13 protein-coding genes are annotated in these 12406 nt (G+C 63.2%); 4 read left to right on the top strand and 9 right to left on the bottom strand.

The window, feature by feature from the left end; genetic code table 11:
- Window positions 1-213: 213 nt before the first annotated feature.
- The 7 genes from HYR72_09975 to HYR72_09945 form a co-directional block, all read right to left on the bottom strand.
- The gene (locus tag HYR72_09975; protein ID MBI1815294.1) at window positions 214-408 is read right to left on the bottom strand and encodes a type II toxin-antitoxin system HicB family antitoxin; all 195 of its coding nucleotides are present in this window, start codon (window positions 406-408) and stop codon (window positions 214-216) included.
- A 381-nt stretch (window positions 409-789) separates the two neighbouring features.
- The gene (locus tag HYR72_09970) at window positions 790-1449 is read right to left on the bottom strand and encodes a hypothetical protein (protein ID MBI1815293.1); all 660 of its coding nucleotides are present in this window, start codon (window positions 1447-1449) and stop codon (window positions 790-792) included.
- 264 nt (window positions 1450-1713) lie between these two features.
- Window positions 1714-2331: a hypothetical protein gene (locus HYR72_09965; GenBank protein MBI1815292.1), complete on the bottom strand. Its 618-nt coding sequence runs from the start codon at window positions 2329-2331 to the stop codon at window positions 1714-1716.
- Window positions 2332-2608: 277 nt separating this feature from the next.
- Window positions 2609-2947, bottom strand: coding sequence for a type II toxin-antitoxin system PemK/MazF family toxin (locus HYR72_09960; GenBank protein MBI1815291.1), 339 nt, complete (start codon window positions 2945-2947; stop codon window positions 2609-2611).
- Window positions 2947-3180, bottom strand: a complete 234-nt coding sequence (locus tag HYR72_09955; protein MBI1815290.1) for a hypothetical protein — start codon at window positions 3178-3180, stop codon at window positions 2947-2949. Before HYR72_09955 ends, HYR72_09960 begins: the two co-directional genes overlap by 1 nt.
- A gap of 31 nt (window positions 3181-3211) precedes the next feature.
- On the bottom strand, window positions 3212-4618 hold the full coding sequence (locus tag HYR72_09950) for a sigma-54-dependent Fis family transcriptional regulator (GenBank protein ID MBI1815289.1): 1407 nt from the start codon (window positions 4616-4618) through the stop codon (window positions 3212-3214).
- A complete protein-coding gene (locus HYR72_09945) occupies window positions 4615-6750 on the bottom strand; it encodes a GHKL domain-containing protein (GenBank protein MBI1815288.1) in 2136 nt (711 codons plus the stop codon). Before HYR72_09945 ends, HYR72_09950 begins: the two co-directional genes overlap by 4 nt.
- Before the next feature lie 254 nt (window positions 6751-7004).
- On the opposite strand from HYR72_09945, the gene HYR72_09940 reads away from it, so the two are divergent.
- The 3 genes from HYR72_09940 to HYR72_09930 all read left to right on the top strand — a co-directional run bounded on the left by HYR72_09940 (window position 7005) and on the right by HYR72_09930 (window position 10127).
- Window positions 7005-7772: a hypothetical protein gene (locus tag HYR72_09940; GenBank protein MBI1815287.1), complete on the top strand. Its 768-nt coding sequence runs from the start codon at window positions 7005-7007 to the stop codon at window positions 7770-7772.
- Window positions 7773-8117: 345 nt separating this feature from the next.
- Window positions 8118-8750 (top strand): class I SAM-dependent methyltransferase, encoded by a 633-nt coding sequence (locus HYR72_09935; protein ID MBI1815286.1) that lies wholly within the window; start codon window positions 8118-8120, stop codon window positions 8748-8750.
- A 42-nt stretch (window positions 8751-8792) separates the two neighbouring features.
- On the top strand, window positions 8793-10127 hold the full coding sequence (locus tag HYR72_09930) for an MFS transporter (GenBank protein ID MBI1815285.1): 1335 nt from the start codon (window positions 8793-8795) through the stop codon (window positions 10125-10127).
- An 11-nt stretch (window positions 10128-10138) separates the two neighbouring features.
- On the opposite strand, the gene HYR72_09925 is transcribed toward HYR72_09930, so the two are convergent.
- Window positions 10139-10423 (bottom strand): DUF427 domain-containing protein, encoded by a 285-nt coding sequence (locus tag HYR72_09925; GenBank protein MBI1815284.1) that lies wholly within the window; start codon window positions 10421-10423, stop codon window positions 10139-10141.
- Window positions 10424-10463: 40 nt separating this feature from the next.
- Window positions 10464-11315, bottom strand: coding sequence for a hypothetical protein (locus tag HYR72_09920; protein MBI1815283.1), 852 nt, complete (start codon window positions 11313-11315; stop codon window positions 10464-10466).
- A gap of 149 nt (window positions 11316-11464) precedes the next feature.
- On the opposite strand from HYR72_09920, the gene HYR72_09915 reads away from it, so the two are divergent.
- On the top strand, window positions 11465-12400 hold the full coding sequence (locus tag HYR72_09915; GenBank protein ID MBI1815282.1) for a TIGR03560 family F420-dependent LLM class oxidoreductase: 936 nt from the start codon (window positions 11465-11467) through the stop codon (window positions 12398-12400).
- Window positions 12401-12406 lie beyond the last annotated feature (6 nt).

Genomic DNA, 12406 nt, shown 5'->3' with positions numbered 1-12406 from the left:
TAGAGGAGCCGACGGAACTCATCGACGGTCAGACCGGCGTCGCGGGCAATGCCGCCCATTGTGAACGCGTTCACTGGATTGTGGGCGGGATGTTGGAATGGGCATGCCGCCGGTCATGACGACGTGCTTTCCTTGCCGCGCCACGCGAAACCCTGCCTTCTCGAGTGCTCTCACGGCATCGATGCGGTTGACGCCCGCGAGCTTCGGCACGTCTTAGACGACCTCAACCTCGCGCACGTCCGCATCGCGGACCAGTTCGTCACGGACGATCAAGTATTCGGTGATCGCATCGCGAATGTTGGTGATCGCTTCCGCTTCCGTCGCTCCTTGCGACCAACAGCCGGGCAAGCCGGGCACTGAGACGCTATAGCCTTCGGGTGTCCGTTCGAGCGCGATCTTGTATTTCATGCGCGGATACTCCTCACAGCAATGTAATCGAGCCCGCTCCGTTCTGCGAGCGCTATCCGATCTGGCCGGCTGCAGGGCGATACTGAAGACGCCGCCGTCCGAGTCCGCTACACCCCGGCACGGCGCACCAGCCCCAGCCTCGGGCAGCGGTCGGTATCCAAGCTACCCGAGAATCCGCTCGTGGAATCGAACCGACCGCGACGCGTCCCACGGTCAGGTCAAGGTGGCTGAGGGAATCTCGAATCACGATCTCGCTCGCGGGTACTGGCTAGCGCCCAGCGGCTGAGCGGCCGGCGCACCGACGCTCACGAGCAGCGGTGAAGCCGGACCGATCGAGGCGCTTGTTAGCCCTCCACCTTCCCATCATTCGCGGTCCCGTCATCAGGGATCGATGCCACCATGCTGCTCGGGAAGATCGTCAACCCACGCGGCAATCAACTCAGCAAGAACCGGCACCGGACAGCCGAAGGTGATCCGTTCATGGGGGAGCCAGGAACTCTGAATCGCGACAACCCAGTATGCCATCGGTGGCCCAAATCTGAATCCCAAGATCGGTCCGCCGCTCATGCCCTTGATGCTGCCGATCTGGAGATCCGGATGCAGCTGTCCGATGAAGCGAGGCAACCGTGTGGGCCTGCCTGGGGGCGCCTGTTCGAGCCGCTTCAACGGAATCATCGTCGGTGAAACCACTCCCAGTACATATACCTCACCGCACGAGCTTTCGATCCTCGATGTGATGAATTCATCCGGGAAACCGATCATGGCGTAACCGTCAAATTCGATCGTGTGCTGGTTTATCCAGTTCTCCTCGAAGATCGCCTTAACTCCGTTTCTTGCAAGCAGGCGAGCATAGTACGGCCGCAGGGAGATTAGCCCGAAATCTAGGCCTTCCTCGTCGTCATCGATGTAGAATCGTGGCTCGTTCACGAAGTCGAACGGTATCGGCTCCACCGTCACGCATTCCGAGCCGAACGTATCTGCAAGCGCCGCGCTGATCACTCGGACCTTGCCTTGCTTGAGCAACTTGTCCCAGTCCTTCAACGTATGACCGGCAGTCAGAAACGCGCCAACGCCGCGAACGCAAATTATGGTCCCGGGGCAAGCGAAGAACCGCGGCTCCCCAGTTGGGCCGGACTCGTTGCACTCCTGATAGGTGACACACAGCGCCACCAAGTGTCGGCAGAGGAACTCCAGCGCTGTCGACGACCGCTCTGACCCTTCCATGGTGTCTTCCGATCTCAGCAGTGGGCTAACTGTCGTGGCGATGAGCTGCGCCCCTCGTTGGCGTCGGTCTCCATCGTCTTGTTATGTTCGTTTGTCGCTACGCCGCTTTGGATCCACCACGCGAAGGCCGCCTGCCTGCTCGTCGTATGCAATCAGTGTGGGTCGTCCAACGACTCGTCCTTCACAGATCTCCTCCGCGAGGCTGGCACCCAGCTGGTTGGCGTCGTACGCGGCTACGAAGTCCAGGAACGCTACGATGACGTCATGAAACTGTTCCTCGGTCAAAGAGTCCTGAATGAGCAGCTTGAATTGAACGCTGCCGGCTGCCTCAGCTACTACCGACAGTGCGAACGAGTAGTCGCCCTTCAGGATCTTGCCACCGGTCGTGACCCTCCGCGGGTTGACTTTGCGCTCCCTGCTGAGAAGGGTTCTCCACAACCATGACATGCCGGACTTCAGCAGGTGGTAGTGGTCTTTCCCCGCCTCCTTCAGGAAGGCATCAAAGTATGACCTCGCAAGGAGGACGAAGACCGCGGTTGACAGGAGCAATTCAACTCCCGATTGAGGGCCGCGCGCGGGACGGGATTCGACTCGCACGTGCAGCCCCTGGTCATCTACCGCGTTCCGAAAGCCGACGCCGATCTCCGCGGGAATGCTCTCGTCGTAGCTGACCGTAATCTGTGGAAGAGAATCGTTCATACGATGCGTAGCTCAGAGAACATAACCTTGAATTGGCCCGCGGGGCCCGACCCACAAGTTGCGCGAGCTTCGCGGGCTAATAGCTCAGTGACCATTGTGCCGTCCTCATACTGCGGCTGGGTCTGCCCCGTCCAGCGCCTTCGCTGTTCGTCTACTTGCCCACGGCGACGCGATAAGCCGCGAGGCTCGCGGGCTATCGGCCGAAGCGCTCCCCCGCGAGGAGGTGGGTCCGCCGGACCTCGATGCTGCGGCCGCTGCGGTTGAGGACGTGCGGTGCTCACAGACCGAGCACTAACCGCAGTCCTTCTTCTACTGCCGCGAGTTTCGGCGCGGCCAGCGTTCCCACGCGGTTGAGTAGTGCTTGCTTGTCGATCGTCGCCACCTGCGACACGTTCACGACGGAGTTCTTTGACAGACCGGTGTCTCGGCGACGACAGAGAACATTGCCAGGGGCCGCGGCGAGATCAAGGTTGGAAGTGATCGCTGCTACGATCACTGTGCGGATCGGGCTGTCGTTGAAGCTGTTGGTTTGCAAGATCACGACCGGACGGCGAAAGCCTGGTGCCGACCCAAACGGCTGACCCAGTGCCGCCCACCAGATCTCGCCTTTGCGCATCACCACTTCTCGCGTAGCGCGCGCGCCTGGAGCTCTGTCAGCACCGCATCGAGCCCTTGCGCCGTGCGCCCGTATACCGCGTCGAGTGATTCGCTCACGCTCTTCCCGCGATGCTTGGTCACAAACTCCTCGATCGCTTGGGAGTAGACGCGGCTGCGCGACACGCGCAGGCGTTTCGCCACCAGTTCGGCTTCTTCGAACACCCGATCGGGTACGGAAATAGCAACCTTCATGCGGAAAGTATGACCGAGTATGACCAACTGGTCAACTTGCTGCGTCGCTCCGGCGATACGCCGCCGCATCGATTCCGTACTCGGCGAGCTTGAGTTGGAGATGTTGTCGATACATGCCGATCTCTTCGGCGGCCTTCGAGATGTTGCCCTGATGCCGTGTGAGCGCGGCGATGATGAAGTCGCGCTCGAAGCGCTCGACGACGTGCTGCTTCGCGTCTTTGAAACTGAGCGCGCCATCGCCAGAGGCGTCGGGCACCACGGCCGCGCCGGGGTTCAATGACGCGGGCAAGTCGGCGAGTTGAATCTCTGCTCCGGACGCCAGTGCGACGGCGTGCTCGATGGCGTGCGCCAGCTCGCGGACGTTGCCGGTCCATTGGTGTGTGAGCAACGCGCGCGACGCCTCGGGCGCCAACGTCTTCGGCTCTCGTCGTAGGCGGGTGGTGGTGGCGATGAGAAAATGGTCGATGAGTAGCGGCAGATCCTCCGGCCGCTCGCGCAACGATGGCAGATCGATGGTGACCACCTTCAGCCGATAGTAGAGGTCTTCGCGGAAGCTGCCGTTTTTCACGTTCGCTTCCAGGTCCTGATTGGTCGCGGCGATGATGCGCACATCGACCTTGAGCGTTTGGTTGCCGCCGACGCGTTCGAACTCGCGCTCTTGCAACACGCGCAGGATCTTCGCCTGGGTTTCGGACGGCATGTCGCCAATCTCGTCGAGGAACAGCGTGCCGCCGTCGGCGATCTCGAACTTGCCTTCACGGGCCGTGATCGCCCCGGTGAACGCCCCCTTCTCGTGGCCGAACAATTCGCTCTCGACCAACTCGCGGGAGAACGCCGCGCAGTTGACCTTGATCAGCGGCTTGGTGCGCCGCGGGCTGTGAAAGTGCAAGGCATTGGCCACCAGCTCCTTGCCCGTGCCGCTCGGCCCGCGCACGAGCACAGTGAGGTCGGTATCGGCGACCTTGCGGATGACGTCGAACACGCGCTGCATCGCGGCGCTCTTGCCGATGATGTTCTCGAACCGATAAACATCGGCGGCGTTTTCTTGAAACAGACGCAGATCGCGGCGCAGCGCCAGGCCCTCGAAGACGCGCGCGACCACCAACTCCAGCTCGTCGTTGTCGAACGGTTTGGGAATGTAATCGGCCGCGCCGAGCTTCATCGCCTCGACCGCGATCTTCTCCGAGCCGTACGCCGTGATCATGATCACCGCCGTCTGCGGCGTGTGCTGCTTGATCCAGCGCAGCAGATCGATGCCGCTGAGCTTCTTCATGCTCAGGTCGGTGATCACCAAATGATAGACGCTCTCTCCGAGCTTCGCGACCGCGTCTTCGGCCGATAGCGCGGTGTCGACCGTGTAGCCGCGACCGGTGAGCAGGCGCTGAATCGCGATCCCGATGGTGCGCTCGTCGTCGACGACGAGAATGGCCCCCTTCATGCGTCTAGTCCCGTGTCTCTAGTCTCTAGCCCGGAGTCCCGAGGCAGCGTGATGGTGAACGTCATCCCATCGCTGTTGGCGTTGGCCGCGATGCTGCCGCGGTGCGCTTCGATTGTGCGTTTCGCGATGGCGAGCCCGAGCCCGGTGCCTTGGGGTTTGAGCGAGAAGAACGGCTCGAAGAGGCGCGCCAGCGCCTCGGGTGGAACGCCCGGACCGGTGTCGCTCACCTGCAACGTCGCGCTGCCGTTGTGGCGGGTCACCACGAGCGAGAGCCGCTTGGCGTTGGTGTTCTCGTCGGCGAGCGCGTCGCGCGCGTTTTCGATGAGGTTGATCAAAACCTGGCGCAGCTTCTCGCGATCGGCTTGCGCCGTGATGCCAGCGGGCGCGTCGATCGCGACGGTGATGCCCGCGGCTTCGAGCCGCGGACGCAACGCGTCGACGGTGGTGCGCGCCAACTCGCCGAGGTCCACCGGCGCAAACTGAAACTCTTCGCGCCGCGCGAAGCGCAGCAGCGCGGCGACCTGGCGCTCGACGCGATCCAACTCGGTCAGAATCAAGCCAGCATGGTCGGCGTTGAGCGGAGAGGCCGGCTCCTCGGCGAGCTGCTGCGCCAGACTGCGAGCGGCGGTAACCGGATTGCGAATTTCGTGCGCTACGCGCGCAGCCAATTCGCCGATCGCTGCGAGTCTTTCGCTGTGTGCCAGCGACCGTTCGACCGATACGACCCGTGCGAGCAACTCGGCGCCATCGAGGATCAACGCCAGTTGATCGGTGAAGGCTTCGATCGTCTGCACATCTTCCGCGCTGAAGGTCGCCGCCAGCAGACTCGTGCTGATGAACAAGGTGCCCCACGCGTGGCGGCCGCCGACGATGGGCGCAACCCCAACGATGCCGGCATCGCTGACCACGCCTTGCAAGGCAACCGGCAACTCGCGCAGCTCGTAGCCCACGAGTGCGCGGTCGGGCAAGACGCCGGTATCGGCACTCCTCGGCCACTCGCGCGCGATCGCCGCGACATTGATCGCCCCCTGCTCAAACACGTCGCCGTTGTCCAGGACGATGGCGACCCCGCGCAGTGGCATGACACGCTCGACCTCGACCAAGGCGCGCCGGCAGCATCTCGCGGCCCCTAACTCGGGCGACAGCGTGTGCAGAAAATTCTGCAACTCTTCTCGCCGACGGCGTCGGCGGCGGAAGATCAGATGATCGACGGCTCCGCGCAACCACGTGTGCCCGGGAACCAGCAGCAGAACGAGCGCGGCGGTGAACGCAAAATTCACCAGGGGGCGAAACGCTTCGAGTGCGGGAGCGGCCGCGGCTATCATGACGCCATGACTGAGTACGCCGGCGATCAGCAGCATCGCCGCGGTGATCACGAAGCCGCGCACCACTTCGCCGAGAATGCGCACCGCCAGTGGAGCGACGAATCCGATCCCGGCGATCATGTCGAGCGCGACGTTCGACGGCGTCGGCTCCCACAGTTGCGGCGGTGTCTGCCAACCGCGGAGCGCGAGCAGCACCAACCAGCTCAGCATGCTCAGCAACCCGCCGCCAAGAAACCACGCATCCGCTCGTCGCGGCATCCATACGCCGCTCCATGAACCCCATCCCCCCGGACGCGCCAGGCGCACGACCGTGAGGAGAATGCTGCTCAGCATCACCACCTGGTAAACGATGCGCAACGCCGCATACAGCGCCGCGTACTGCGGCAGGAGCTGTACCTGGGAGGGCCCGATGCAGAAAATATCCAGCGCGCTGATCAGCACCAGCGAGCCGTAGTTCACCGCCAACCACGCGCGGCTCGGCAGTCGTTCCGGCGTGGGAAAAAAGTAGGCCATGTGCCGCGCTAGGGCGACCACGGCAAAGATAATCCAATCGTTCCAGACGAAGAGAGCGATGACTCCGGTCAGATGTTGCCGTTCGATCTCGATTGGAATGAGGCAGATGAGCGAGAGCTGCAGGTAGTTGATGGCGACCGCAGTGCCGACCCACGGGAGCATCCGGAAGAAACGGCTCTGCGGCTGACGGGTGCGGACGAAGCGCCAACTGTTTTGCGCGACGATGACCCAGATCAACGCTGGCACGAAATGCACGCCCGCGGCCACAATCTGGAACGCGCTTGGACCGGTCATTCTGCGCCTCTGACGATCACGATCATCGCACTGTCGCCTCGCTTTGACACCATCGCATCAGCCGTGCGGCCACCGCAAGCGCAGTGCCATCGCGGCTGCGGTCTCCTCCGCCGACACCCGACGTGGCGCGTCGCCTTCTGCGTTATGCAACCGTGCAGTCTCGTTTACGCACCCAAAGCGTCGGGACGGATTGCTGCCGTGGCGACACGCGGTGGCACAGAGCGTGCGGAATGATCGGGGCAGGAGGTGTCAGCATGGATCACGGATCTGCCGATCTCGGGAGATTGGAATGGCGCCGCGCGTGGCGCGCCTTGCGCGGCCTGATTGCCGATTCCGGACGCACCGATCTGGCCATCGAAGTCATCGACGCGTTGGCCGGCGGCAGCTTCGAGCGCGTTTTCCAGAAGTTTCACGCCGACCCGGAAGGGCGCCGATTGTTGGCTGAGCGTCCTTCGCTGCTCGCTACGCTGATGAATCGAGACGCGCTGCAGGAGTTGCCCGCTGGTTCGTTCGGGCGCGCGTATGTGGACTTCATGCAAGCCGCCAACCTGCGCGCTGACGGCTTGGCCGAGGCTGAAGCGATCGTAGTACAACGACACGGGCTGCGCCCCGCCCCCGACGCCGACCATGACTTCTTCGCGCAACGTGGTCGCGACATGCACGATCTCTGGCACGTGCTGACCGGTTACGGAATGGACGAAGCCGGCGAGGCGGCGCTTCTCGCGTTCAACCTCGGTCAGGTCCCCAGCCTCGGGATCGCGTTGATCCTCGGTGCGAGCGCAGTCATTGGCCCCAACGATCTGCGCGGCTCGTGGCCGCGCTACCTGTTCCGCGCCTGGCGCCGTGGACGGCACGCGGTACCGCTGATGCTCGTGCCGTACGAACGATTGCTGGCGCAGCCGCTTGAAGACGTGCGACGGTTGCTGCGCATCCAACCGGCTCGCGAAGCCCATCCCGACGGTATCCTCGTGGGTAACCGCTCGCCGACCACGCAACAGTGGATGCTGGCCGCCGTCCGCTGACGCGGGCTCGCTGCGGGTTTGTACATAGATCCTCATCAACCCGCACCCTTCGAGACGGCGCGGAGAAGATGGGCCTCCTCAGCGTGAGCGGATGAAATTATGTTGAAGAAACAAGACCCACCCGCTCGCCCTGAGGAGTCGCCCTATTTTGGCGGCGTTTCCGAAGGGCGCCCGCTGGGGTTTGTGCGCAAACCCATTGACGCGCTTACCGCCGTCGTCGTCATGCGGCGACCGCAGTCGCACGCGGGTGGCTGACTCCGTCTCGTGGCTTGCGTTCGAGAGGGAGCGAGAGCTCGCAGCGCGGCACACCTCCTGCTCAATGCCGGCCGAGAGGAGGGATTTGCCATGCATCGACTCACATCCATGTTGCCGGCCACGACCGTACTTATCGTGATGTGGTGCACTGCCGGGTGCGCGAGTTGGAAGCGGTTTGCCTACGAAGGATTCGGACGCGATGCGTGGCAAAAGCCGGATGAGGTCATTGCCGCCCTCGCTATCCACCCGGGCGAGCAGATCGCGGACATCGGCTCCGGCGGCGGCTACTTTACCTTCCGCTTCGCGCAGGTGGTCGGGTCGAGCGGCAAAGTGTACGCCGTCGACATCGATCAGGACATGACCGACTACGTTGCAGCACGGGCGCGCGACGAGGGACTGGCCAATGTCGACGTGATTCTCGCGCGCGTTGGCGATCCGCTGCTGCCGGCGGCGGGGGTCGACCTCATCTTCACGTCGAATACGTATCACCACATCGAGAATCGCGTCGCCTACTTCGCCAATGCGCGCAAGTACCTTCATCGCGATGGGCGCGTGGCGGTTGTCGAGTTGGCGGGCAAGAGTTGGTTCTCAAAATGGTTCGGGCACTACACCCCGAGCGAAACGATCCGGCGCGAGATGGAGGCGGCCGGGTATCACCTCGAACACGAGTTTTCCTTCTTGCCGCGGCAACACTTTCTGGTGTTCTCGGTTGCGGTGAGGTAAAGCGCGGACCAAAGCGATCCAGGTACCAAAGCGATCCAGGTTATGGGGGACGAACGACTGCCGTTGCGCAGCATCGCGGTTTACAGCCTGCCGATGCTGGGCATCGGTTACATGTTCGGTCTGGTGAACTTCTACCTGCTGAAGTTCTCCACCGATGTATTGCTGGTCGCGCCGGCGACGATGGGATTGATCTTCGGCATTTCCAGGCTGTGGGACGCGTTCTTCGATTTGCCCGCAGGTTATCTCAGCGATCGCACGGTCACGCGGCTCGGGCGCCGCCGCCCGTGGCTGCTCGCATCGGTGGTGCCGATCAGCGTGGTGTTTCTCGCATTGTGGAGTCCGCCGGATGGCCTGAGCGGAACCGCGCTCACGCTGTGGATGGCCGCCGGCGTCATCTTGTTCTACTCGGCGCAGACCATCTTCAATGTGCCGCACAGTTCGCTCGGGGCCGAACTCACCGTCGTCTATCACGAGCGCACGCGGGTCTTCGCGGCGCGGCTGATCGCAGACACCGGGGGAGTGTTTCTCGCGCTGGTCGGGATCTTTCTCTTGGAACGGTCGAGCGCACCACGCGCGATGGCCTATCGTCTCAGCCTCATCGCTGCGGTGGTGACCGCCGGGCTGATCCTGTTCTCGATCGCACAGCAACGGGAACGCGCAGAGTATCAAGGGCGCGGCAGCACCAATCCCTACACCGCGTTCGCCGACGTCTGGCGCAACCCACACGCGCGGCTGCTGTTGGCGACGTTCTTCATCGAGCTCCTCGGCGTCGCTTCGCTGTCAACGCTGATTCCCTACGTCTCCGAGTACATCCTGCACACCCCCGGCTACACGTCGTACTACTTGCTCGGCTATCTCTTGCCGTTCGCCGTCTCGATCCCGGTCTGGATTCCGCTCTCGCGTCGGTTCGGCAAACGCAACGCGTGGGTGGCGTCGATGGTGGTGAAGGGGCTCGCCTTCGGTTCGTGTTTCTTCCTCGGCGAAGGAGATTGGCTGCAAATCATCGCCGTCGTCACCGTCGTCGGTGTCGCCGACGGCTGTGGCCGGACGATCGCACCCTCGTTGCAAGCCGATGTGATCGACTACGACGAATATCGGACGGGGCAACGCAAGGAGGGCGCGTACTTTGCCGCGTGGAATCTGGCGGCGAAAGGCGCCATGGCGGTCGCCGTCGTCCTCACCGGGTTTGTGTTGCAAGCCTCGGGCTTTCGCCCCAACGCCGAGCAGACCGAGACGACCAAGCTGGCGCTGCGGGTGTTGATGGCGATCTTCCCGCTGGTGTTCTACGCCATCGCGGCCGTCATCGGCAGCCGCTTTCGTCTCAACGAATCCGAACACGCCGAGATCCGCGCCGCGCTGGCAGCCGGCGTGTCGTAGACGCCGAAGCGTCAGGCCTCGACTTGCACCCCACGCCAGAAGGCGACGTAGCCGGTGATCTGCTGGGCTGCGTCCTTCGGGATCGGGTAGAACCACGCCGCGTCCTTGTTGGTCTGGTCGTTGACGACGACATCGTAGTAACTCGCCGTCCCCTTCCAACTGCACACGGTGTGGGTTTCACTCGGCTTGAGATAGGCGGGATTCACCGCGTCGATCGGAAAGTACTGATTGCCTTCGACGACCACGCAGCGATCACTCTCGGCGAGCACTGCACCGTTCCAAATTGCCCGTGGCATTGTGCACCTCCGTAACTGCCTACTGCCCTCTGCCTACTGTCTACCGTCCCATCGGATGCTGTTTGAAGAACTCCCAAATTCGCGCCGTCGCCTCCGTCGGCCAACGGTGCATGAAGTCACCTTCGCAGTACTCGACCACCGCACCGTCGCGGCACTCGCGATGCCACTCGCAGCCGTTGCTGGAGTGGTCGCGGCATTGATTCACAGCGATCCAGGCATCACGCGCCTGGTGCGCGTCGGCGAGCGGAATGCGCTCGTCTTGCCGTCCATGATGAATGAGCACCGGCACCCCGCGCGGCGGCTTGCACTCGATTGGAATGCGCCCGCCACTCACCGGCGCGATCGCGGCGATACGATCACTCATCACGCAGCCGAGCAGGTGGCTGAAGTATGCGCCGTTGGAAAAACCGGTGCTGAACACACGAGCGCGATCGATGCAGTAGGTCTGTTCGAGCTGGTCGAGCAAACGTGTGGTGAATTTCAGATCGCGATTGCCGTCGATCGAACGAATCTCCCAACCGTTCCCCTCGAACTTTTGCTCCCCGCGTTGGAGCACGACTGGCAAGCCGTCGGGATAGACCGTGATGAACCCCTCCCGCTGGGCGATGTCGCGGAAGCCGGACACACTCCACACGCCACCGCCACTGTGGCCGAGGCCGTGGAAGTCGAGCAGCAGCGGCGTTGGGACGTGCGCCTGAACGCGCGCCGGCACGTCGAGAATGTACGCGCGCTTGACGCCGTCGATCTCGATGGTGCGCTCCAAGTGTTCGCCGGTCTCGATCGTCGTCGCAGTGCATCCCGCGCTCGGTCGGGGCGGGACGTCCCCCGCGTATGAGAACGTTGCAGCGAGCACCAGGGCAAGCGCGATCATCACTGGCGTGAGCCGAGGCATGCTGCGGCTATGACATGCACGGTTAGTTGGTTCAAGACGGCCGCTTGCGCGGCCAGCTTGCACCCACTGGGGTGGCACAGGCATCTTGCCTGTGATGCACCGGCTGGAAGCCGGTGCCACCAACATCAAGAAGGAGGGGGACCCGCTGCATGACTACCCCAGTGCGCTTCGGATTGTTCGTGCCCCAGGAAATCGCCGACGCCGGACTGCTGCGCGAGATCGCGCAGACCGCCGAGCGCTGCGGCTATCATTCGCTGTGGGTGTACGATCATCTTTTCAACTACCCAACGCCGGGCAATCGCGTGGTGCTGGAAGCCTTCACGACGATGAGCCTGCTTGCGGCGTGGACGCAAACGATTCGCATCGGCGCGCTGGTGCTGTGCGACGGCTACCGCAATCCGGCACTGACGGCGAAGATGACGGCGACGCTCGATGCGCTCAGCGGCGGACGGATCGAGTTCGGCTACGGCGCCGGCTGGCACGAAGGGGAGTACCGCGGTTACGGTTACGACTTCCCGCCGGTCGCGACGCGGATCGCGATGATGGAGGAGGCGCTAACGATCATCACGCGCTTGTGGCAAGGCGGTCCCGCCACCTTTGAAGGCAAGCACTACCGGATCAGCGACGCCATCTGTGAGCCGAAGCCGATGCAGCAGCCGCGCCCGCCTATCACCATCGGCGGTGGTGGCGAGAAGTTGCTGCTGCGCGCGGTCGCGCGCCATGCCGACATTTGGAACTACTTTCCCGGCCCGCTTCCCGAGTACGAACGCAAGCTCGCGGTGCTCAAGGATCACTGCGCAACGGTCGGCCGTGATCCCGCGACGCTGCAACAGTCGTTACTCGTCCCAACGATCACCGCCGCGTGGGAAAAGGAAGTGCGCGATCAACTCGAAGGCGCCAAGCAGCGCGGCCTGCTGTGGGCGCAGGGCAACGCCTTGGTGCAAGGCACACCCGACATCGTCGTGCCGCGCTTCCGCGACTACATTCGCCGTGGCGTGTCGCTGTTCATCCTCGCCTTGCCCAACGCGCGCGACCTTAAGCAGATCGAGTTCATCGCCGAAGCGGTGATGGCAGACCTCATGTAGGCTCGA

The organism is Deltaproteobacteria bacterium (genome assembly GCA_016178705.1).
GTDB lineage: Bacteria > Desulfobacterota > Binatia > HRBIN30 > JACQVA1 > JACOST01.
This window is presented reverse-complemented; position numbering and strand designations above follow the sequence as displayed.

Excerpts from the sequence above, each read along its gene's own strand:
- HYR72_09940 (MBI1815287.1), top strand. The coding sequence starts at position 7,005 with ATGGATCACGGATCTGCCGATCTCGGGAGATTGGAATGGCGCCGCGCG.
- HYR72_09925 (MBI1815284.1), bottom strand. The coding sequence starts at position 10,423 with ATGCCACGGGCAATTTGGAACGGTGCAGTGCTCGCCGAGAGTGATCGC.
- HYR72_09920 (MBI1815283.1), bottom strand. The coding sequence starts at position 11,315 with ATGCCTCGGCTCACGCCAGTGATGATCGCGCTTGCCCTGGTGCTCGCT.
- HYR72_09930 (MBI1815285.1), top strand. The coding sequence starts at position 8,793 with ATGGGGGACGAACGACTGCCGTTGCGCAGCATCGCGGTTTACAGCCTG.
- HYR72_09975 (MBI1815294.1), bottom strand. The coding sequence starts at position 408 with ATGAAATACAAGATCGCGCTCGAACGGACACCCGAAGGCTATAGCGTC.
- HYR72_09960 (MBI1815291.1), bottom strand. The coding sequence starts at position 2,947 with ATGCGCAAAGGCGAGATCTGGTGGGCGGCACTGGGTCAGCCGTTTGGG.
- HYR72_09935 (MBI1815286.1), top strand. The coding sequence starts at position 8,118 with ATGCATCGACTCACATCCATGTTGCCGGCCACGACCGTACTTATCGTG.
- HYR72_09950 (MBI1815289.1), bottom strand. The coding sequence starts at position 4,618 with ATGAAGGGGGCCATTCTCGTCGTCGACGACGAGCGCACCATCGGGATC.
- HYR72_09955 (MBI1815290.1), bottom strand. The coding sequence starts at position 3,180 with ATGAAGGTTGCTATTTCCGTACCCGATCGGGTGTTCGAAGAAGCCGAA.
- HYR72_09945 (MBI1815288.1), bottom strand. The coding sequence starts at position 6,750 with ATGACCGGTCCAAGCGCGTTCCAGATTGTGGCCGCGGGCGTGCATTTC.
- HYR72_09965 (MBI1815292.1), bottom strand. The coding sequence starts at position 2,331 with ATGAACGATTCTCTTCCACAGATTACGGTCAGCTACGACGAGAGCATT.
- HYR72_09915 (MBI1815282.1), top strand. The coding sequence starts at position 11,465 with ATGACTACCCCAGTGCGCTTCGGATTGTTCGTGCCCCAGGAAATCGCC.